Origin of the sequence: Oceanispirochaeta crateris, from assembly GCF_008329965.1 — a bacterium.
Taxonomy (GTDB): Bacteria; Spirochaetota; Spirochaetia; order DSM-2461; family DSM-2461; genus Oceanispirochaeta; species Oceanispirochaeta crateris.
In genome coordinates this window covers 3449123-3471954 of sequence record NZ_CP036150.1, presented here as the reverse complement: position 1 = coordinate 3471954, position 22832 = coordinate 3449123, and the positions used below count along the sequence as shown (strand labels likewise).

The following is a 22832-nucleotide window of genomic DNA, read 5'->3' as shown; positions in this document are numbered from 1 at the left end:
TACCTCAAAAAAATGATCATTCAGGCTCTCCAACTTAGTTGAACCTTACTAAGGGGGAGAGTTATACTGATTTTGTCACAAACAATAAAATGGAGTGATTAGATGAGTAAAGACGGATACAACCCGGCCCTTCATCACCTGAATAGACGCCTCAGGCTGGCAGTCATAGGAGGAGGCCCCGGTTCTTTTATTGGAGGAATGCATCGCCAGGCAGCCCGGCTGACAGATTGTTATGACCTTGTGGCAGCCGCTGTTTCCACTCGGTCTGAACGGGCTTTTGAAGGTGGCAAAGCCTTAGGTCTCCCAGAAGACAGAATTTTCAATGATGGCCTTGAACTGATCAAAACTGAAGCATCAAGAACCGATGGAGCTGAAATCATTGCCATAATGACTCCCAATGACAGCCATTTCCTCTATGCGACGGCGGCTCTGAAAGCCGGTATGGATGTGATTTGTGACAAACCGATGACAAACACAATAGAAGAAGCAGAAAAGCTTGTCGGGATTGTAAAAGAGACAAATAGAATCTTTCGCCTGACCCATAATTATACAGGTTATCCGATGACCCGCCAGGCCAGAGCCATGGTTGAAGCCGGAGAAATTGGAGAGATCAGACTGATACAAATCGAATATGTGCAGGGAGGCAAAGCGGACGAATCTACGCCAGACCCCCAAGGTACGAATGCTCCCTGGCGCTACAGAACAGATAAAGGCGGTCCTTCCCTCGTCATGGGAGATATTGGAACCCATGCTCATAACCTTATCCGTTATGTAACGGGAATGGAAGTCAAAGAAGTTGCCGCCGAAGCAGGAGCCATAGTCCCGGGCAGAGTCATCCACGACTATACGGGTGCCCTCCTCAAAATGGAAAATGGAGCCAGAGGCAGTTTCTGGGTCACCCAGGCTGCCGCCGGTGTAGAAAATTCACTCCAGTTCAGGATTTCAGGAACAAAGGGCAGTCTTGAATGGGGACAGGAAATTCCTCAGAGGCTATTCTTCAAACCCCTGGGACGTCCGGCTGAAATCCGAACTCCCAATGGTCCGGGTACGCTTCCTCTGAGCGCCTATGCCAGCCATATTGTTGCAGGCCACCCCGAAGGATTCCCTGACGGTTTTGCGAACATTTACAGGGATGCCGCAGAAGCGGTAGCCGCCAAAAGGGCCGGTTCATCCCCACGTCCAGAAGCCCTGACCTGTCCTGACGAAAAGGATGGTCTGGCAGGCCTCCGTTTTGTTCAGGCCGTACTAAAATCCTCCGCGGATAAAAGCGCCTGGACAGAGGTTTAAACAAGAATTGTAAGATAAGAATATATATTGGAGAAAATTTTGGTTCAGAAAGAAGAAATACTCAAGGCTCTCTCAGAAATCATAGATCCCGACCTGCATAAGGACATAGTATCACTGGGATTCATCAAGGAACTGGTTATCAGCGACGGTACTGTCAGCTTTGCCATTGAACTGACTACCCCCGCCTGTCCGGTAAAAAATCAGTTTAAGATGGCAGCGGAAAAGCTTGTAGGTGAACTGGATGGTGTAAAGAAAGTCCATGTGACCATGACCGCCAGGAATGCTCGCAATGATCAGAGTGAAAACGGCTTGAAAGGGGTCAAACAGATCATAGCTGTGGCTTCCGCCAAAGGCGGAGTTGGAAAATCCACAGTAGCGGCGACTTTGGCCTGCGAACTTCACGACCAGGGTTATAAAACAGGATTGTTGGATACCGACCTCTTTGGCCCCTCCCTGCCGACTCTGTTTAACATCACCAAACCCGGTGTTTACCAGAGAAACGACATGATGATTCCCATTGAAAAAGACGGTCTGAAACTGATGTCTTTCGGATTCCTCCTGGGAGATTCACCGGCTATCATGAGAGGCCCTATGGTATCGGGATATATGCAGCAGATTCTTCTCAAGGTAGACTGGGGAGAGCTGGATTACCTGGTCATCGATATGCCCCCAGGAACAGGGGATATTCAGTTGACCCTAAGCCAGACTATTCAGGTCGACGGGGCTGTGATTGTCACAACGAGAGCGGCTCTTTCCCTTGTGGACGTAGCCCGAGGTATTCTGATGTTTGAAAGAGTAGGCGTTCCCATGCTGGGCGTCGTAGAGAATATGTCTCATTTCATCTGTGACAACTGTAGCAAAGAGCACTACATCTTTGGTGAAGCTAAGGCGCCGGGTGAGCGTTTTGGCCTGGATACTCTGGCACAGATTCCACTCGAACCCGGCAGAGGCCGGAACATGGAAGGTTATAAAAGCAATGATCTGAATAAGTCTTTGGTTGAGAACGTAGCCAGAGCCTTGGGGAAGGTCACTGCTGAAAAGATTGTCCCTCCAGAAGTTAGGCAGGAAGGGGATACGGTCATCTTTCACTGGCAGGATAATAAAGAGTGGAAGATCAATGCGGTTCATCTGAGAAGCAGCTGCCGATGCGCCCTATGTGTCGATGAATATAGCGGAGAGAAGATCCTGAACGACGAGGACATTCCCAAGGATATTAAGGTAGAATCCACCAGTCCCCTGGGAAATTATGCTATGGCTATCAGCTGGAGCGATGGACATAGTTCAGGAATTTTCCCATACAACCAGCTGGAAGAACTATCCAAATAATCAATAAAGACCCGGTTTCCGGGTCTTTTTTTTGGTCCAGGTGCCAGAGCTCAATTCAATGGAAATGGATTTTCATGGATTGAATTGTAAGCCTGCTTCGAGGAGGAGCTTCTTAATCAGGCGAAGACTCTCTTCATATCCCTCTTTAGATTGATCCTCACAGCGGACTGTAAGATGTGGTTCCGTGTTTGATTTTCTTATAATCCAGAAACCATGACTGGACTCTTTTCGGATACCATCCACATCCAGAAACTCAGACTCTGTGCGTTCGAGATAACGTTTTATACCATTGAGGATCATATCAGGTTTTTTATCCTGTAATTTGACTCGGATCTCAGCGCTGTCATAATAAATGGGGATACGCTGGTCTAAATTCAGGAGTGCATCTGGATCTGAATACAGAATCTGCAGTACCTTCACAGCCGTAAAAAGAGCATCATCATAATTACCATTCTCTTTAAAATAGAAATGTCCGCTTGTCTCTCCTGCCAGAAGGATTCCCATTTCCTGCATTTTTTCCTTCTGGTTTGTATGCCCCACTTTCCAAAGGAGAGCCCTCCCCCCAAGGCGTTCAATTTCATCAACAAAGAAACGGCTGGCCTTAACTTCACTCATTATGACAGCCATGGGGTGTTTTTCTAAAAGTTTCTGCGCCAATAGAACAAGGAGCTGGTCTCCATAATATAACCGTCCCAGACCATCAACCACGGCCAGGCGGTCACCATCTCCATCAAAAGAGAGTCCCAGGTCTGCCCCCTGATCAAGTACGGCATCCTTTAACATCCTCACATTCTTTTCCACACTGGGATCTGGATGATGGTGAGGAAAACGGCCGTCAACCTCAGCACAGATCAAAACATGGCGACCAGGCAGTCCTTCTGTAAAAGGAGTGATCACCGAGAAAACGGCGCCATTCCCGGGGTCCCACACAACTTTCAAACCAGAATGTTCGGTTTTGTCCAAGAGAGCATGAAGAGAGCTGACATAGGCAGCACGAACATCTTGAGTCTCCAGCCGACCCTGTCCGTCTATGAAAGCACCTTCTCTACAGATAGATTCCAACTGAATAAGGTCATCACCATGGAAGGGTTGTTTGTTGCTGATGAATTTGAATCCATTGTATTCAGCCGGATTATGACTGGCAGTAACCATCACAGCAGCCGAGATGTCCAGAAAAGAGAGGGAGAAATAAACAATCCCGACAGGAACAAGGCCAATATCGATGACGTGGATACCCGAATCAGTGAGACCTTTTATCAACTGCTTTGAGAAATCTTTGGAGCTGAGCCTTCCATCCCGCCCCACGACACATTTATGCTGGTGCTTCTCTTTCAATAAAGATGCAAAAGATCTCCCGATATAAAAAGCATCCATGCTGTTAAGATTTTCATCAATGATCCCTCTGATATCACAGGATTTAATAATCTTCCTTGAAAGGATATGTCCTTCTTGACTCATTCTGCATCCTCCTAAAGTCGGGGTAGAATTTCTATCCTCAGTTCAGACGTCTCCAGGATTTTACTGTCTTTACAAATCCATCAATCATAATCTACGGTATTCTTAGTTCATACATATTTAGTGAACCTGATGATGAGAGGGGCACATAAGACTGTTCGTCTGATCTGTCAAAGAAGAGAATAGATTCTAAAGGACTTTGGGCGAGTCAATTCCATCGATGAGAACGTCCATCTCAAAGATGCGGTCTTCACCGATATAATCCATGTGTGCGGCCTGTTCCATCACGCCTCTGGCAAGGTGCCATGCCCGGATATGACGCCAGGCTTCCATACTCATGATGACCTGATGAGGCTTTCTACCTTGATCCTGAAGTTCTGTTTTCTGTCTGTAGATTTCGGCAACAAGCTCTTCAGCTCTCATCAGCCTCTTCCAAAAGGAGTTCTTCAAAGACCCTACGGGCTTCTCTGCTACCTTTTTTATTGTTTAACTCATCCAGTGTATCTGCCAAATTAAACCAGGCGTCACTATTTTTTCGATCCAGTTCTATGGCTCTACGGAAGAAGATTTCCGCATCCTTGTACTCTTCTGTGGCAAACCGGAGAACTCCCAGACTATTCCAAAGTCGGGAATCTTCTTCTCCATAGGTAAGAGCCAGATCATAGGATTCTTCAGCCTCTTCAAAGCGGTTCAGGCGGAACAAAACAATTCCCCGTTCACACCAGAAATCGGGATTATCCGGTTCTCCGTTAACAGCCTGGTTAAGAAGAGTGAGAGATTCAAACCAATTCTCCTCTTCCATCAGCTCCAAAGCGAGGTTGTAACTGATAACAGGGTCTTCTGGCAGGAGTTCAAGGGCTTTCCGAAAACAGTCTTTTGCCTTGATCCGCTTCCCCTGTTCTGAATAGCTCACACCCAGAGCTACTAGTTCTTCAACAGAAACCGGTCCTTTCATTTCTCAACCCTTCCGCAGAGTACGAGAAAAAAGGCCCCCAAAGCAAAAAGGATAACAATACAGCCAAGGCCGATGCTGTAAGAACCGGTAAGCTGTGTGGCAAAACCAAGGATAAAAGGACCCATAATAGCGGCAAATTTACCGAATATATCAAAGAATCCAAAAAACTCACCCGCCTGATCAGGTGGGATAATCGCTCCAAAATAGGATCGAGACAGCCCTTGGATTCCTCCTTGACTAGTGGCAACAAGGAAAGAAATAAGAATAAACATAGGGATCAGCATATCAGGCCCCATCAGAGGAAGAAATGTCGCCAGAATCGTGATGAGAGTATAGATTCCAATGCCGACAAACAGCATAAACCGGGTGGATGTTTTCTTGGCAAGGATGCCGAAGAGTATGGCAAAAGGAAAAGCTACAATCTGCAGCCCCATCAAATCCAGGAGGAGGATCGTCGAGCTGATCCCCATTTTCGATCCATAGTCCGTAGCCATCTTAATGATGGTTCCGACACCGTCAATGTAGAAGAAATAAGCCAATAAAAAGAGAAAAACATGCTTGTAGGACTGAATGTTCTGAAAGGTTTTATATAGGCGTCCAAAGGCATCTTTCACAGGTTGTGGAGAAGGCTCTATACCATAACGCTGCTTTACATTTTTCAAAAAAGGAATACTGAATCCGAACCACCAAAGGGCTGTGATGATGAAGGCTATGCGGACAGCTGTCATATTTAGAACAGACATATCTCCCCCGGCCATCATAAAAATGATAACAAGACTGGCAACAAAAGGAATGGTGCTGCCAATGTATCCCCATCCGAAACCAGTAGTGGAGACCTTGTCCATACGCTCCGGTTCAGTGACATCCACAAGGCAGGAATCATAAAAGATATTCGCCCCGGAAAACCCTATCGCCGTCAGCATATACAAAACAATGGCCGGAATCCAAGCTCCGGGCTGAATGAAAACCATGAGAGCTGTCGTGGCAGTCCCTACGACCATAAAAACAGTGAAATATTTTTTCCGCCGTCCCTTATAGTCCGCCATGGTTCCTAATAGAGGAGCCATTATGGCGATAAGAAGGGCATAAAAACTGTTTCCATACCCTAGAAAAGCGGTAGATGTCGTGTCGGACAATCCACCTTCTCTGGCAATCTGTCCAAAGAACAGTGGAAAAATGGCCGTGGTTATCGTTATGGAGTAGGCTGAATTTGCCCAGTCATACAGAACCCAGCTCCTTTCGCTCTTGGTCAGATTAAACATTAAATACCCTCAATTGTTAAAGCTGTTACGGCTACAAGCCGTTTATTCATCATTATATTCATTTCAACCCTGAATTCCAAGAAATGCGAGAGAGAACCAGGGAACATAGGTGATCAGTAGTACCATGACAAGTAATACCATCAGAAAAGGAAAGACCTTTTTATAGATCTCCACTAATGGTGTTTCAAACCGATAAGAGGCCAGAAAGAGGTTCATTCCCACCGGAGGAGTCAGATATCCCAGTTGAAGATTCGCCAAAAATATGATTCCCAGCTGTACCGGATGAATTCCAAAAAGCTCACCCATGGGTATAACCAGAGGCCCCACAACCAGAATAGCCGAATAAATATCCATCAGACAGCCTGTAAGAAGGAGGATGATGTTCAGGATGATGAGGAAAACAAGCTTTGAACTGATGCTGTTTCGAACAAAGCTGGTCAGAGCCTGAGGAACCTCGGCATCGATGAGATAATAACTCAAACCCTTCGAAACGGCCAGGATCATCAAGATACCCCCTATAATGGGTAGACTCTTCTGCATGATCCTAGACAGATCCGATCTTTTAATATCTCTATGAATCAACCCTTCCAAAAGCAAAGAGTACACCACCGACACGGCACCGGTTTCTACAAGGGTAAAGAAACCACCGAAGTATCCCGAGAGGATCAGAACCGGGAGGAAGATTTCTCCCGTGGCATCCTTCAAGGCCGGCAGAATTTCCGATCCGTTGAAACTGGAATTCCTCTTCTTATGGAATGAAGCCACGATTCCCATTGTAGCCAGTGAAAGAACGAGGATCAGTCCCGGAATCAAGCCACCTAAAAACATATCCTTAACAGAAATCTGAGCCATAACGGCATACATGATAATGGGTAAACTGGGGGGAAAGAGGAGTCCTATACTGCCCGAAGAGGTGAGTAATCCCTTAATAAACCCCTCTTTGTAGTCACCCGATTCATGAAGCATATAGGACAGTAGACCACCCATGGCAAGAATCGTAACACCAGAAGCCCCGGTGAAGGTTGTAAAAAAAGCAGAAACAACAACGGCCATAACAGCCATTCCTCCGGGAAGACCGCCAAAAAGACTCTTAAACAGTCTGACAAGCCTTTCTCCAGCCTTACTTTCTGAGAGGATAAATCCTGTGAGGGTAAAAAGGGGTATAGCCGGAACTGAAGAACTTGTGAGGAGGTTGTATGCCTCATTGGGAATTATCTCCAAAGACCCCCAATCCCTTGAAAAGAGAAAGAAGGCCAATCCTCCCAGAAGAATAAAAATAGGAGTTCCGCTTATTGTGCTAAGGAGCAATAAAAAAATCATCGGATAGGCTGCATAGTGAAAAAAATCATAATAAAGCATGCTCAAAGAATCGATGAAAAGGGGCGGATCAGGGAGCAGAGAATACAGCATATTCGTCATCGAGGGGATTCCCAAAAAGAGTCCCAGCAGGATGGTGATTAGGATGATAGGAGTTGTTACCATCTTTTTTTCATCAATGTAAAAAAATCGCAGTCCCATCACCATAAATCCAAGGGGTATTATCAGAGCGACAAACCTGATGGGAATGAGACCTACCATCTGAGTTGGATCAAACCCAATCAGTATGAAAGAGAGGGCGCTGAAGGTCAGCCCAAAACAGATTCCTCCGGAGAGGATACGACTCAAAGAAGTTGAAAAAACAGCAAGAGAACCCTTAAAAAGATCCCTGCCGGAGGTCAAAGAAAGGTGTGCTTTTTCTTTAGAGGCAATCATTCCAGCCAGAAATGCCACCCAGATGACAGCATGACTCACATAGGATTCCGCACCCTTTATACCATTATTGAAAAACAGCCTGGTTAAAATCTCCAAAACGGGAACGAAGGCCAGGATGAGAAAAACAAGAGAAGCCACCCTAAATTCAATTTTGTTTAGGACCCTACTGATCAACCTCACTTATTCGCTCTGAAAGAATCCAGCTGTTGATTCATTTCATTGTAGGTTTCTTCACTGATCAGTTTATTCTCACCCACAAGGGCTGAGTAGGAGTCTTTGAAGAAGGATCTCCAGACTTCTTCCATATTCTCCCCGGGGCTCATAACCTGAAGGCCATTGTCCTTCATAATTCTGAGAGCTTCCTGGTTGAGGCGGTCTGTTTCATTCACAAATTCTCTTTGAACCGAGGCCATTGAGGCTTTCAACTCGGCGTGATACTCGTCGGGAATCCGCTGCCAGGCCCTTTCGGAAATAACAATTCCGCCGATGACAGGAGTCACATCAATGGGGTTTAAATTCGGTGCCAGAGCGAACCATTGGAAGGCGGCAGCCGCCATGGGAATAGAATAAAATGTGTCGATCATTCCGCTCTGCAAACCCATTAGAGTATCATTCATACCTAAGGGAATAATCTTAAAACCGAGAGCCTTAAAGGCCTCCATCATTTCCGGATTATTGGGAGATACGGCCATGCGGGTTTTCAGCAGATCTTCAGGTGTCATAATCTGGCTGTTGGAAAAAAAGTTAATCCACCCGGATTTTGACCAGATGAGAACCTCAAAACCTTTTTCTCTGAACTGATCATCAAAACGGGGCAGCAGTTCTTTGACAACGAAGTCCAGTTCTTCCTCATCCTGAACGAGGAAAGGAAGGCTGAAGATGAGTGAATCTGTAACAATATCGGTCATGCCCACATTGGTGAGCACCGCTGCATCCAGCTGACCGATCCTCATCTTACGAATCATATCGCTCTCTTCTCCAGCAATTCCTCCGGGATAAATTTTCATCCGAACCTTTCCATTGGTTAGGTCACTCCACTCTCTTGCCATTTTTTTCAATGTCACATCCCAGGCAGAGCCTTCAGGAAACAGACTTCCCATCTTGATGGTTAAGGCGGAAAGAGTGGTCGTGCCGATAAGCATCAACAGAAGCAGTATCAATATGTTTTTTTTCATTCTTATTTTCATAGGATTCCTTTGTATTCGATTATAATATTCGATCATGCCGTCTAGATCACAGAGGCATTCTTTAAAAATCCATTAAAAAATAATCCTCTCTATGATCCAGAAGCCAGGCGGCTCTTTTCTGATAGATGAGAACCATCAGCTGAGTGTCTGGATTTTCATAAGGATCTTGTTCAAGCGCCTTCAACAGAAGGCTTTCAAACTCATCATAATTCTGTTTCATAACAGGATAGGACAAAGCCATAGAAATGTATGTACCAGGGTTTTTCCCTTCTGAGAGATCAATGGCTTTTTCAAAATGGAATCTGCTCCGAGCCTCCGCGTCTTGGGAAATTTGAAACTTTTCATAATATCCGGAAGCAAATAATCCGGCCGATTCAGCTGTTTCAAGAAAGGCATTATCAATGATAGACCTTGGAAGAGAAGCCCAGAGAGTCATCAAAAGATCATGAATACTGCCGTCAGCATACGCTTCATCTACCTCAAGAGCCCGGTAAAGAAAAGCGAAAGATTTGTACAGCTCCTGTCCTTGTTCCATATCAAAGGGATCACAGGAAAAAGCTCCAAAATCTCCTGCGGCAGCCCAATACAAATGGGGAACCTGCTTTTTCCCGCTTTTCTCCAGAAACTCGGCAAGATCCTGTTCCACCAGAGTCTCTCCATCCTTAATTTCCATATAAAGAGATTCCAGCACATAATTTCTTCCCCGGATGTACATCAAACCAGCCCGTTCCAGCATGGCCTGCTGTTCTTCATAATCGTCATCGCTGAGCATAGACGCCGGAGTCTGAATAAAACCATTGGCATACATAATAAAAGCCTTGCCAGCTGCCAGACGAAGAGCCGAATCTTCGGGATTCATCTCCATGAGAAGCTCGTACATTTTAAGGGCAAAAGGCAGAGCATCCGCAACAAGCTGGGGATCATTATCCCTGGTAAAAGCACTGGCTCCTGCATCGGAAGAGAGCATATCAGACAGTCTTGAGACGGCTACTTTTTCTACAGAGCGGCAGGATCCCAAGAAGAATGAGGAGAAGAGCATGAGATATATGGAAAAATGAATACCCTTTTTCATAGTGATAACAGTACATTATGAATATGTTTATGGCAAGGAGAACCCAGCCCGATGAGCCAGTCCCATCTAAAATAAGGGGGGTATTTCTTCCAGGATTTTCCTGTACACAGAAGGAGTCGGATAGGAATCAAGTTCGGACACTTGTATCCACGCGGCATCATCATCTTCATGAGAGAGAACCCAGGAGGGAATATCCCGAGAAACATCCTTGAGAACGACAAGAAAGGGGAACAACCGTTCCTTCCACGTTGTATACAGATGCACCCTCTCCTGAAGCGTCAAAACCTCGGCGGTCCCTTCTGTTAAAGCCTCCAAGAGCGGCTGTTCTGTCCCTCTGGGAACGGAAGGGATAAACCACAAGCCCTTGCCGAGGCCTTTATTCCGGCGGGTCAAAAGAACAGTCCCCCGGGATGCCAGTAAAAGGAGGGTGCTCTCCTTTTCCTTGATTTTTCGCTTTTTGGCTGCAGGGATTTCCCCTTGCAGGCCCAACGTCCTGGTTTGGCAGCTTTTAGAAAGAGGACAGAGCGAACATTCAGGTGAACGGACTCTGCAGAGAATTTGTCCAAGCTGCATGAGAGCGCAGTTAAAGACACCCGGAGAGTCATGAGGAATCAAAGACTCCAGCTGTATGAGAAGCCGCTTATCATCACGAACCTGCCACTCTCTGAGGGCCAGGAGACGTTGGCCGATCCTCCTCACATTGGCATCCAGAACAGGAAATGCCTGAGAAAAGGCAAGAGAAAGGATGGCTCTGGCAGTATAATCACCTATGCCGGGTATCTTGATCAACTCATCATAACTCCCGGGAATGATTCCAGAATGGCTGTCTGTGATATACCGGGCCCCTTTGTGAATATTCCGGGCTCTGGAATAGTACCCCAAACCTTCCCAAGCCTTTAAAACGGCCTGTTCATCTGCCCTGGCGAGAGTCATGATATCCGGAAAAAGCTTCATCCATTGAATAAAATGTTCTATGGCTGCGGAGACAACAGTCTGCTGGAGCATAATTTCAGAAATCCAGACTCTATAGGGTGTCGGATTGTCACCCCAGGGATAATCAATAGCATACTGATGAAACCAGTGAATCAAAGCCTTTACTTCATCCCCCGAGACCAGAGTTTCAGATGATGAGGATTCAATCATCGGCACCGGTCTTTTCCCTGGCTGAGTTAGCTTCAAACTCCTGCCAGAGGATGTCATTTCTCGGTACGGGAGCCACCACTGTAATCTCTACTTTTGAAACAGGATGGACAAAAACGATCTTCCTGGCATGAAGGTGAATACTTCCATTGGAATTGGGTGCTTTGGCCCCATATTTCAGATCCCCTTTAATGGGGCAGCCTCTACCGGAAAACTGCGCCCGAATCTGGTGATGACGGCCAGTTTCGAGGTCAACTTCTACAAGTGTTTCAGACCCAATCCGGTTCAGCACCTCATAGGAGAGAACGGCTTTTTTTGCATCATCCCTCCCAGAATTGCAGCAAAAAGAGCGATTTTTATTTCTATCTCTTCTCAGATAATCGACCAGTTGAGCCGCATCCTTCCTAGGGGCTTTTTCAAGGATGGCCCAGTAGGTCTTTTTCAAATGATGTTCCCGGAACAGGACATTCATTCGGGAAAGGGCCTTTGATGTTTTGGCAAAGACCACAAGACCGCTTGTAGGCCGGTCCAGCCGGTGTGTGACCCCCAAAAAAACATTACCAGGCTTCTCATCTCTTATCTTTATATACTTCTGTACTTTTTCTCCCAGAGTCTCATCCCCGGTTTTATCACCCTGAACGATTTCTGAGGAGGCTTTATTGATGATGATCAGGTGATTATCTTCGTAGAGAATCCTGTCTTTGATGTCCAACATGAAAAAAGACTATCATAAAATCGATCAGATTGTCTTTGCCGGAAGGAATGAAATGAATAGTGAAGAATAGTTCTCATTGGAAATTACCCTAGAGAGTGTTACTTTTAATATGTGGAAAAAGAAAAAAAAGACAGGCTGTCGGAACTGGAAAACCAACTGGCCCTCAAGAAGAGAAACGGCAGTCAGCTCATATGGATGAAGTACAATCCAAATGCAGAATTTGATTACGACATAAGCGATGCGACAGAAGATATTCGCTGGATGATTTTCGAAATCAAAAAACTCCGGGAGGAAAATATCCAATATAGAGAGTTTATTAATTCCTATAAGGCTCAAATGAAAGAAGAACTGGGACTGCCCGGCGACCCAGAAGACTGAGTGCCGGGTTCATCCTTCAAAAAAGAAATTATTTCAACCGCAACATTTTTTATATTTTTTACCGCTGCCGCAAGGACAGGGGGCATTACGGCTGATTTTAGGCTCTTCCCGATGGACAGGTTTCTTTATTTCCTGGCCCTCTGTAAATAACCATTTTCCATTTTTTCGTTTAAATGTGCTGATCTCGTGATGGGTATAACGGGCTCTGTCAATCATATAATGAGCCTTAAACTCTACCGTTCCGGTATCGTCTGATTCTCCACCTTTACTAGTTTTCAAGATCTCCAGTCCCTGCCAGTCAGACTGCTTTGACCAGTCTTCTGTTGCTTTTCTGGAGTTTTCCACATCTTTGGGATCAACTTCATGGGTAGACATGATGTAGTCGACTTCCCCGAGGGCATAGGCCGTATAACGGGCCCTCATCAATTTTTCAGCTGTGGGAACAGGAATTCCATCCTTAATATAAAGAGAACAGCACTTTTCGTATTCCGCTCCGCTCCCGCATGGGCATTCTGCCATTTATTACTCCTATTTAATCCATACTATGTACTACCAAGCTTGTATAAAACCTCGGTGATTACTTGCTTAAAATCATGGAGAGCTGTCTAAGGACAGCCCCGAAGCCGCATATTAACACAATAAATTCGATTCTGTCATGCCTTGAATTCAAGAGCTCTGCATAAATGTTCTTATCCCCGACAAACGCCTCACCCCCCTGGACAAACAAAGAAGAAGAACCTCCTCACTGCCGTAAAGGGTTACCCCCAGCCTTGCCCGGGTAATACCAGTATACAGAATCTCACGAGAGATGAGCCGCTCTGAGCCATCGGGCATGAGGATATGGACCTTATTATATTCAGAACCCTGACTCTTATGAATGGTGAGAGCATAGGAAGTTTCCCGATCTTCCAACAATAAAAGAGGAAAACACCGATACCCCGCCTCAGGATCTTCAAAAAAGGCATAGAGACCATCAGAAAAACGCAAAACAACCCCCCGGTCACCATTAAACAAAGACCGCTCATAATCATTGCGGGTCACCATCACTGGTTGACCGTGGTAATCACCATCGGGATTTCCTCCCAGCACATCGTTGAGGCCTCTGTTCAGGGATGCTGTCCCGAAAAGCCCCTTTCTGGTCGGGCTGAGTATGATGTGATCTCTGTAGAGCTTAAAATAGGGATCAATTTCATGAATGATGCCTTTCCATTCACGGGAGGGTCTGCGAAATCCTGCTCCTCCAAATTTCAAGGAAGAGGCTTTGAATTCGGAAGCCAATTCACTCAGGAGATCTTTAAAAGAGGGAAGATCTCCATAGCGTAGCCAGCCACTGTTCTCTGATGCTGAAACAGGGAGCCCTTCATGCTGTTTTAGAAAGTTGAGAAATTCAGGGCCATCTCCCTGAATAACCAGGCGGGAAGATTCAAGGATTGCCCCGCTGTTTCTATGTACCTTAGAAAGAGAAAGGACTCTCCCGGACAGCCTATGATTCGGTTTTTCCATTTCAAAAAGCAGATCCGAGAGGAGAGCTCCCGACTCGACTGAGGGAAGTTGGTCTCGATCTCCCACCAGGACAATCCTGGCACTGCTTTTCATGGCCCGAAACAGACCGGTCATGAGATTCAGATCGACCATGGATGCTTCATCCACAATAATGAGATCGGCCTTGAGGGTTCTCTTTTCATCGTAGAGAGCCGGTGATCCCGGCCTAAGTCCCAAAACCTTATGAATGGTTTCCGCTGGATGGGAAAAGGCACTCTGTAAAACAGGATTCTGCAATAGGTTCTCCATGCTTTCCATCATCCTCTTGGCTGCCCGGCCCGTGGGAGCACAAAGCCGAACCTCGGGAAGTTTGGATGATGAATCTTGAGAGGCTTCTAAAAACAAGCGCAGGAGCCCCGCAAGTATCGTGGTTTTACCTGTTCCTGGACCACCTGTGATAATAGAAAGACGGGAGCCTCCCACCATGAGGGCCGCCTTCAGAGTGTCTTCAGAGATAGGAATATCTCCACTATCACACAGTGACTCATAGGCCCTATGCAACCCCGAGATCAAATCGGGAGAGACATCAATCTTCCCCTCTTCTCCACTTATATTCCCTAAAAGCTCCAGAAACTGCTGCTCAAACCGCCTTTTCTTCAATAGGTAAAAACAGGAGAAATCACTCGCATAAAGGAGGGGTCTTCTTTCCCCAGGTTCCGACATACCCCGGCTTTCCCCCTCTTGAAGAGCTGAGAAGAGACGGGGATTCTCTTCAACTATGAGGCTCAAATTATCATACAGCTGATCCGCCCTGGCATAGCACTTCCCTGCCCAAAGGGGTAAATCATCCCTTATATCCTCAGAAGAGATCAAGATATGCCCCTGAGAGCTGAGTTCCAGAAAATACAGCAGAAGCCACCTCAACTCTTCTTTGCGGCTATCAGCATATCGACTGACCATATGTTCCGCACTCTGAATCCACAGGGGTTCACTGCCTGTCAGAATGGCCGCCAGGGGAAACCGTTCCCCCTCCTTGCGGGGCTTCAATCTCCTTATCAGTCCGGAGGGAGGATTTTCACGGATGGACTTCAACTCTAAAAAACGTTGGACCGCTTTGGATCGGCTTCGATTCATCCTTCACTCCCTTTCAAAAGATTCAAGACATCCTCTTCCCGAGGCCTTTGAAAAGAAACTCCCGTATTCCCATCAGCCCCCATACCTCTGACAAAAAAATAGTATATCCCTCCAAAGTCCCGTTCGTAGGAAAACCCCGGATCAATTGAGAGCATATAGCGCCTCAGGGCAAAGGCGTAGATCCAGGCCTGTAGATCATATCGGTGCAAGTCCATGGTTTTTTTAAGATTATCCGGGCTGTAATCAGAAAGGGTTCCCTTCCCGGGAGGAACGGTTGTCTTCCAGTCAGCAATATAGAGTTTCCCGTTCTTTTCAAAAATGAGGTCTATAAACCCTTTTAAATATCCTTTTTGCAACATGACTGACCAGTCATCCTTGTTGATAGAACTTCCTTTTTCCGTAGAAAGAAGAAACTCCAACTCATGCTTTCTCTGGGAGGAACTAAGCTCCTTCAGTGGACCGACCTCACTTAAGGGACAGTTCAAAACATCGTGGATCATCCTGGAGAGAACCGAGCCATTTTCCTTCCACCAGGTCTGATCAAAGAAGCGCAAAGTCCTTTCTTCAAGGAAGGCCATCGCCTCTGAAGGCCCGAACAATCCTGTTTCAAGCCATTCCTCAAGGCTCGAAGATGCCAGAGAGTAATCAATTTCCTCGAGGATACAATGAACGAGGTTCCCAAATACAGCTCCTCTGGTAAGGCCCAATGCCCCGGCGAGGATTTCAGAGTCGATACTTTCTTCCTGACTATCCCGGTCCTGGTCATCCCGGGGGGTGAAGTCTTCATGTCCGCTGGAAGTAAGGGATGAAAAACTAACCACAGGGATAATCCGCCGGCTGAAGGGGACCGAAGATCTCAATTCCGCCGCCTTCAGTCCGACCGGACCTTGATCAGTTTTCTGATTATCTCTCTGCTTCTCTGGCAACAGAGAGGGAAGCTCCTTTGAAAAAGCAAAAAGATCGGGCCTGGATTCTGTTAGAGAACGGAGTCCCGTTCCAATCCTCTCATTCATTTGTTTTTTCAAGTCACCGGCATTTTTAGAAGACTTCAAAAAGGCGCAATGGCTGTGAAAAGGCCACATTTCCTGGAGGGTCGAACAGGAGAGGAGTTCATCTTCTTCCTCAAACAAGGCTTCCCCTGCCAGGGTTGCATAAATAGATGTTAAGTAATAAAAGTCACTCTGAGGGAACCAGGGCATGTACAAAAGAGCGGAGGCTCTGGTAAGAGACACATAATAAAGTCTCTTACGCTCTTCCCAGTCTGAAAGAGCCGCTTTTTGGATGCTCTCTCTTGTCACGAGGAAATCCCGATACCTCTTATCCTCCCAAGAATAACTCAGGCTGCTTGGATTGGGCATGGTTCCGTTGGACATGGCACCAAAGAAAAAGACAATGGGAAACTCAAGCCCCTTGCTGGAATGGTGAGTCAGAATCTGCACGGCCTGCCCGTCCTGATCAAGACGAACCTGTCTTTCTTCATCTCCCGTAGGGTCGTGAAGCTGGGCAAGAAAAAAGTCATAGAGTTCCCGTGTATCCAGCCCTCTTTGCCTCTGTTCAAAGTGAAACAGTTCGGCCAGATGAGTCAGATTTGTACAGCTTCTCTTCCCTCGGCTCTCACCCAGGAGTCGATTCCTCCAGGATTTTTCTCCCTTCATAAAGGGAAGGGGAATTTCCTCCTCAAAAAACTGACGAAAAACCTTAATCAGTTGTCCCTGATCACACAGCATCTGGGCATCTCTCAAAAATAGAAGATACTGCTCATAGTCTTCACTCTGCCTTATCTCCTGAAGCTCCGCCGTTGTCCTGGCAAAGACCGGCGACAACAACAACGCTCCAGGAGCACTGCTGCCCCCCGGATGAGCCAGAGCCCTGAGAATCAGACCAAAAACAGACGCTTCTTCTGTTTCCATGATTTTCCTCTCGGAAAAAATGACCGCCGAAATTCCCTGTCGCCCCAAGAGTGCCTGCATTGTTTCACAATCTTGATTCTTCTCCATAAGAATGGCGATATCTCCGGGGGATATGGGAGCAGACTGTTCTCCCTGGTTCAGAGTGATAGAGCCCGAAAGAATATTCTCAATTTCTAAAACAGCCCGGTTCATCCAGGCATCTTTCAGGTCGTCTTTTCTAGCCAGGGGTTTTTCAATTTCTAATTCAATTTCGCATAACTGAACTGCCGCCGCAGTGCTGCCGTCGGCAAGAACAGGAATGCAGGCCTGATCATTTCCGGCATCAACCTCTTCAAAAGGGACCTCCCGGAAACCGGGGACCTTGAGAGCGAAAAGACGGGAAAACAGGAAATTGCAGGCTTCCACCAAAGACCGGCGGGAACGGTAGTTGGTACTCAGGGAGTAGCGTCTCTCTTCATCCACACTGTCACAAGCATTAAAATAGACAGTCAAATCAGCCCCTCTGAATCCATAAATGGATTGCTTGGGGTCTCCAATAAGGAAGAAATTATGATCAGGCCGGTCAAAGAGAGTCTGAAAAATGGACCACTGTCGTCGGTCCGTATCCTGAAATTCATCCACCAGAACGACTCTGTACTGTCGTCTTATGGCTCTTGCAAGGGGTCCATCGGGAGCCTCTTCCAGGAGGTCTGATAGAACACGGATTAAATCAGAAAAGTCACGAGCGCCTCTTAAGGCTTTCTTCTCTTCAATGATTGGTCTGGCTGCGGATATCACCTCATTGATATATCCGTAGGAAAGAGTCTTGAAATATATGGTCTGATCCGTCCTGCCTGGTACCATGAGGGGTTCCAATGCCTCGAAAAGATCGTTCACACAACGGATCAGATCCACATCATCCTGATTGGAAAGGGCCGCGAGGGATTTACCGTTTTTACTTTTCTCAACCAGAGTGTCTTCGCAGAGGAGCCATAGATATTTAGCCTGATTTTTCTTTGAATCGAAGAAATTCCCCAACCATTCAAAGAGACTGTCTCCGGGCGGTAAAGACTCCCAGACACCGGCAATATTGGCGGGAGTGGGAGGCCTTTGTCCCGTATTCATCTCCTTGAGAATAATCTTGATTCGCTCTTCTGTTGGGGCGAATGGAATAAGAGCCTCCAGAGCCTGACGTATCCCCCCTCTTTTTTCAGCAAAGGCGGCTGTCTCCTCTCTCACAAGGCGCATCTGATACTCAGAAGGGATGGAAATTACATCCTCTTCTTCCATTAGATGAACAACATCCCGGACAAGTCCTTCGACCCCGTCTTCCAGCCCGCCGGAAAAGAAGCTCCGAATCATATCCTTCTTTGAATCGGGAATTCTGCGGAACTCCCTGTAGAGCACATCCTCAACTCCTTCTTCCATAAGTGAGTGATCTGTCAAAAATTCCTGCGAAAAAGACGAAGAGGATTCAAAGGGCCAGGTTTTTAGTACATGCTGACAAAAACCATGAATCGTATAGATAGAGGCTCTGTCAAAATCTTTCTTGGCATCCTTCAGCCGTTGAAATCCTTCCGGGTCTCCTTCATCCGTTTCAGAAGCCCTCTGAGTAACAAGAGTTCTGATTCTATCCCTCAGCTCTCTGGCCGCCTTATTGGTGAAGGTCACAACGAGGATGGACTCAACGGGGATGCCGTACCGGCTGATCAACTCACAAACCACACGCTCCAGGTTATATGTTTTTCCCGTTCCGGCAGAAGCTTCCAGGCGAATGGACTTTAGAAGATCCGCCTTAGAGGGATCAAAGGTTTTATCTGCCACTTTTTTTTCCTTTTTCATCAGCTCTGGACAGAGGTACGTAAAAAAGCTCGAGGAGCTCCCTCAATGCTACAGGGTCCACTTCCGGCGGGGTTTTGAGAAAATGATGCCTATATACACAACGGTGAAACGTTTGTGTGCCCCTTTTATTGGATGCTTCCTTCTGCCACTGCTTCAACCACAGCTCTGCAAGTTCATCATCACTCATCTGAGGTTTGAGAACCAGGGCTTTTGCCAAGGCCTCCCCTAAAACGGGATACAGGGGCAGAACCTCTCCATCAGTTTTCAAACAGAGAGTCACAAGAGCATCCAGCCTGGCAGCAGGGTTTTCCAGAATGACCCGATGAGCCTCCTGATCACCACTGCCGCAGAAGACCATCCGTGGATAGTCCCGCTTGCCGATTCTGATGAGCTGTAATTCTTTCATGGTGTCATCAAGGCTGGAGAGGACTAGAAATTTGAGGAGAGCCTTCAAACTGTGTCGGTGCACCGGTTCTCCCGAATCGCAGAATTCAAGAGTTTTCCAGAGACTCCCGTCTTCGGAAACACTGAGGCTGTCCAGCATACCGCTGAGATAAACGGGACGGAGGACACCCTGATAAAGGATCTTCCTTTGCAATTGGGGGGCAGTCAACTGAGGCAGGAGGGGGTCATGCCCCCAAAGATGGTTCAGCCTCTCAGGATCGACCAGGAGGTCACGAAGATCTGTGAGTTCATCTGCCAGATGCCTCGATTCAGCTTGAGAACCCATCTCATTCAAGCGCTGTTGCAGCCGTTCCTGTTCCAGAAATAGGATATCTGAATCAGGAAGATTTCCCCGCAGTTGCTGCTCTTTGAGGTAGGAATCAAGCTCTGAAGTATCCCCCAGCATCCCCGGAGCCTTCAACCTGCGGTCAAAATAACCATAGCGATCCAGGTAGGTAAGCTCCCTGATTTCTCCACTCTCTTTTTCGGGACTCTCCTCTTCTTCGGGATAGATCTTTAGAATTCTCCGGAAATACCAGGCTGCTGGGTTCTTTAAATAGGACAAGAGGTCATCAATGGACAAAGAGAGATCCTCTTCATCACCAGATACGGTATCATCCCTCCTGATAAGAGAATATGAAACCTCCTGGGAAGACTCGGTACATACCTGAATAGACGCACTTTCCAGAGCCTGGGGATTAAAAGAACGACTCCTGGAGGTTCCGTCAAAATACCTTGAATCAAAATTATGAATTGATTCTTCCTGAATCAGAAAATCCTCAGCAGCCCCTTTCGGAGAGAAATCAAAGCGACGGTTCATATAATCCAGAAGCTCGCTGATAAGAATGGAAGGCTGTAGGACCTCTCCCCGCAGAGCGTCCCGATTTTTATAAAACAGGGTCAAATGCTCCTGTGCGGAGAGTATGGTTTCCAGAAAAGCATAGCGGTCTCCCCCTCTTCTGGAAAGGTCAATGGTCTGCCCGACAGAATCTTTCAAATCGAAACTGAGAGCCTCATCTTCACCGGGAAAGTCACTCTCATTCATTCCCAGGATATAGATTCTCCTGAAAGGAATTGCTCTCATAGGCTTGAGGGAAGAACAGGTGATCCCCTGGGTCAAATACCTGCCCTTCACTCCCGAAGACTTCCGGATGAACTCGGTTAAGAGGGTTCGAAACACATAAAACCCGAACTCCCGGTCCCCAGGCAGGGGCGTTTCCTCGGAAAGATTCAGCATATCACGAAAACAGGATTTGAGGCGGTACCGGTCCTGTTCATCCCCGGGATTCTCTTTGCGGGGCTTTAAATATGACTCTAAAAAGGATTCAGCAAGCAGAACCCATTGTTCAAGAGGCATGGAAATACGGTCCAGCTCATAAAAGTCATTAAAGAGGTTCTGTACTACCTGCATCAGAACACCCCTGCTGCGCTTACTGTCTTCATCGGGAGAAGCATAAGGCAGTATTTCGGGAGCATCCTGCTCCTCCCAGAAAAGACCTTCCCGGATGCGCATAAACCCTCTTTCCCAGCTGTTAAAATCGCTTGCCTCCGAATAGATTTCCGCCTTATGTTCCCGGTCATATCCCCATCTGATGTTCAGCTCTTCACAGAGCTGCAGCCAATCGTCCCGGTCTTGCCGATTGATATTCTGTCCCTCCCTGAAACAGGGATTGTCAAAGAGAGCAAAGAGTTCTGACCGGGTGAATTTTGACCCTGGAAGTGTAAAAAGATGAAGGAAGGCCTGAATGAGGGGTGACATCTCGGAACTATTGAGATCGATGAGATTAAAGGGAAGGTACAAGCCGGAGTCATTTGATGGGAACAATGCCTCAATGAATGGGGCATAGGTATTGATGTCCGGAGCCAAAACAGCGATGTCTGTCAGGCCAAGGGTTTCATCCTTATTCAGGGCGTCCAGAATTAGATCCTTGAGCACCTCCACTTCTCTCCAGGGACTTGTGAATCCATGTATAGACAGAGAATGATCCTCTTGGGAGAGTGGAATCTTCTCATCAAGAACAGTTCGGTCTTCCAGAATGTCAGCCTGGAGGATACTCAATGCGGATTGTTCTGAAGGCATGGGATAATCATGAACTGACTTTTCCAGGTCAAAACTGTCTGCCAACTCGGCAAATCCATCCATCTGGGTACACCAGCTCACAAGGAGTGGATTTTGCGCCTGGGCCGGATATTTCCTGTAAAGGCTCGAGGGTGTCAGAATAAAATGATCAACTTGGATATCCCTGGAAAGGCGGTAAAAAAACTTGAGCGCCGTTTCACCTAAAAAAGAGGAGCCAAACAACACAACCCGGCGGACCTCATGGTCATAAACATCATTGGATGCCTCGACAGTCCTTAAAATCCGGCTGAGAGACAAACCGTTGTCAAAAACTTTATCCCAGAGGAATCGTTGCCAGTCTTCGTGTTTTTTAAGAACAGCTGAAACGCCGCTGTAGGGAACCCCTTCTTCCCAGGCTTCCACCAGGGGAAGGCAGTTCATACCGTAATGGGAGAATAATCCGGCAATACTGTCTGCCAGTTCATAAAGCCGGCCCGACCGTATCTGAGTGAGATTCCTATCATTTAAAGCTGAAAAAGAAGATATATACCGGTAAAGCTCATCACAAACAGCAGGAACAGTCCCTCCTCGGGTGAACATCTCTTCCAGAATTTTATAGAGCCTTATCTTAAGATTATCCATATAGAGAACAGCCTGAGAACTATCATCTTCTCCCAATAGTGTCCGCACACAGCCATATCCACCGGCTAACTCCCTGAGGGCTTTCTCTGGCAGGACATAGGGATCGTCTCCGCTAACACCCCGCTTTTCTGCCAACTTAAGCTTAAGCCATTCTCCCATGCTCTTATTTTGAACAACCAGATAAAGAGACCGGCCAAAAAGAGAGTCAGGGGTGAGGATAGAAGAATAATTGTCTATGAAATTCTGTAAGGATGAACTCTGATAAATCCTGTAAGCACACATTATGAACTCAGGATGATCGCCGGGCAATCGTCCAGATAGAACAGAGGATGATGACATCGGTGGATACTGCCAGAAGCCATGTTGAGAAATCCGGCATAAAAGAGATATTCCCATTTCTAATAACAAGCTCTGTCATAAAGCGGACCATAATGAGCCTGGTCAACCAGAAAATGAAAATCAAAACCGAAGACACAACAACCAAGCGGAAATCACCAAAGCGGAACAACCCCAGAAGTAGTAGGATTCCTGCCACTAGACTGAAAATTCCCATGACTAATTCTGTTTTCTGAACCGCCGGATTCTCCGCATTCAAAAATCGGGCTACTTGCTGGGCAAACCCTGAGTTTTGCGACATATTGCTGATAATACCCTGAAACCCCAAAATCAGAAAAAACAGGGCAATTGCCAACTGAAGAAAAAAGAGAGAAGTGAAACCTTTACTCTGACGCTGCATGAGGATCTCCTGAAAACCTATTTAATTTAAGTATAAAATATCACAGTTCATAGGGAATACGCAAATTTGGGAGTA

Annotated in this window: 17 protein-coding genes; 3 read left to right on the top strand and 14 right to left on the bottom strand. The window is 46.7% G+C overall.

Going from position 1 to position 22832, the window contains the following annotated elements; translation table 11 throughout:
• Window positions 1-102: 102 nt before the first annotated feature.
• Entirely contained in the window at window positions 103-1287 is a 1185-nt protein-coding gene (locus EXM22_RS15785) for a Gfo/Idh/MocA family protein (protein ID WP_149487440.1), read from the top strand.
• Between the two features lie 39 nt (window positions 1288-1326).
• Window positions 1327-2613, top strand: coding sequence for a P-loop NTPase (locus EXM22_RS15780; protein WP_149487439.1), 1287 nt, complete (start codon window positions 1327-1329; stop codon window positions 2611-2613).
• A 72-nt stretch (window positions 2614-2685) separates the two neighbouring features.
• Here EXM22_RS15780 and EXM22_RS15775 read toward each other — a convergent pair whose 3' ends face one another.
• The 9 genes from EXM22_RS15775 to EXM22_RS15735 all read right to left on the bottom strand — a co-directional run bounded on the left by EXM22_RS15775 (window position 2686) and on the right by EXM22_RS15735 (window position 12151).
• Complete coding sequence (locus EXM22_RS15775; protein WP_149487438.1) at window positions 2686-4071, bottom strand: phosphomannomutase/phosphoglucomutase; 1386 nt, start codon at window positions 4069-4071, stop codon at window positions 2686-2688.
• Between the two features lie 186 nt (window positions 4072-4257).
• A complete protein-coding gene (locus EXM22_RS15770; protein WP_149487437.1) occupies window positions 4258-4491 on the bottom strand; it encodes a hypothetical protein in 234 nt (77 codons plus the stop codon).
• Window positions 4481-5023, bottom strand: coding sequence for a tetratricopeptide repeat protein (locus tag EXM22_RS15765; RefSeq protein WP_149488014.1), 543 nt, complete (start codon window positions 5021-5023; stop codon window positions 4481-4483). The genes EXM22_RS15770 and EXM22_RS15765 overlap by 11 nt, the downstream gene beginning before the upstream one ends.
• Window positions 5020-6285: an MFS transporter gene (locus tag EXM22_RS15760; RefSeq protein ID WP_149487436.1), complete on the bottom strand. Its 1266-nt coding sequence runs from the start codon at window positions 6283-6285 to the stop codon at window positions 5020-5022. The genes EXM22_RS15765 and EXM22_RS15760 overlap by 4 nt, the downstream gene beginning before the upstream one ends.
• Before the next feature lie 63 nt (window positions 6286-6348).
• Window positions 6349-8217 carry a TRAP transporter large permease gene (locus EXM22_RS15755; RefSeq protein ID WP_149487435.1) on the bottom strand — a complete coding sequence of 623 codons (1869 nt, stop codon included), beginning with the start codon at window positions 8215-8217 and terminating at the stop codon, window positions 6349-6351.
• A complete protein-coding gene (locus EXM22_RS15750) occupies window positions 8214-9212 on the bottom strand; it encodes a TRAP transporter substrate-binding protein (RefSeq protein ID WP_168203563.1) in 999 nt (332 codons plus the stop codon). The genes EXM22_RS15755 and EXM22_RS15750 overlap by 4 nt, the downstream gene beginning before the upstream one ends.
• Window positions 9213-9285: 73 nt before the next feature.
• Complete coding sequence (locus EXM22_RS15745) at window positions 9286-10296, bottom strand: TRAP transporter TatT component family protein (RefSeq protein ID WP_149487433.1); 1011 nt, start codon at window positions 10294-10296, stop codon at window positions 9286-9288.
• 66 nt (window positions 10297-10362) lie between these two features.
• On the bottom strand, window positions 10363-11439 hold the full coding sequence (locus tag EXM22_RS15740; RefSeq protein ID WP_168203562.1) for an A/G-specific adenine glycosylase: 1077 nt from the start codon (window positions 11437-11439) through the stop codon (window positions 10363-10365).
• Window positions 11432-12151, bottom strand: coding sequence for an RluA family pseudouridine synthase (locus tag EXM22_RS15735; protein ID WP_149487431.1), 720 nt, complete (start codon window positions 12149-12151; stop codon window positions 11432-11434). Before EXM22_RS15735 ends, EXM22_RS15740 begins: the two co-directional genes overlap by 8 nt.
• 111 nt (window positions 12152-12262) lie before the next feature.
• Here EXM22_RS15735 and EXM22_RS15730 point away from each other — a divergent pair, with 111 nt between their 5' ends.
• Window positions 12263-12529 carry a hypothetical protein gene (locus EXM22_RS15730; RefSeq protein WP_149487430.1) on the top strand — a complete coding sequence of 89 codons (267 nt, stop codon included), beginning with the start codon at window positions 12263-12265 and terminating at the stop codon, window positions 12527-12529.
• A 33-nt stretch (window positions 12530-12562) separates the two neighbouring features.
• On the opposite strand, the gene EXM22_RS15725 is transcribed toward EXM22_RS15730, so the two are convergent.
• The 5 genes from EXM22_RS15725 to EXM22_RS15705 all read right to left on the bottom strand — a co-directional run bounded on the left by EXM22_RS15725 (window position 12563) and on the right by EXM22_RS15705 (window position 22757).
• The gene (locus EXM22_RS15725; protein WP_149487429.1) at window positions 12563-13048 is read right to left on the bottom strand and encodes a YchJ family protein; all 486 of its coding nucleotides are present in this window, start codon (window positions 13046-13048) and stop codon (window positions 12563-12565) included.
• Window positions 13049-13195: 147 nt separating this feature from the next.
• Window positions 13196-15145, bottom strand: coding sequence for an exodeoxyribonuclease V subunit alpha (gene recD / locus EXM22_RS15720; RefSeq protein WP_149487428.1), 1950 nt, complete (start codon window positions 15143-15145; stop codon window positions 13196-13198).
• The gene (locus tag EXM22_RS15715; protein ID WP_168203561.1) at window positions 15142-18858 is read right to left on the bottom strand and encodes a UvrD-helicase domain-containing protein; all 3717 of its coding nucleotides are present in this window, start codon (window positions 18856-18858) and stop codon (window positions 15142-15144) included. Before EXM22_RS15715 ends, recD begins: the two co-directional genes overlap by 4 nt.
• Complete coding sequence (locus EXM22_RS15710; RefSeq protein WP_168203560.1) at window positions 18848-22360, bottom strand: exodeoxyribonuclease V subunit gamma; 3513 nt, start codon at window positions 22358-22360, stop codon at window positions 18848-18850. The genes EXM22_RS15715 and EXM22_RS15710 overlap by 11 nt, the downstream gene beginning before the upstream one ends.
• Window positions 22311-22757: a hypothetical protein gene (locus EXM22_RS15705; protein ID WP_149487425.1), complete on the bottom strand. Its 447-nt coding sequence runs from the start codon at window positions 22755-22757 to the stop codon at window positions 22311-22313. The genes EXM22_RS15710 and EXM22_RS15705 overlap by 50 nt, the downstream gene beginning before the upstream one ends.
• Between the last annotated feature and the right edge of the window lie 75 nt (window positions 22758-22832).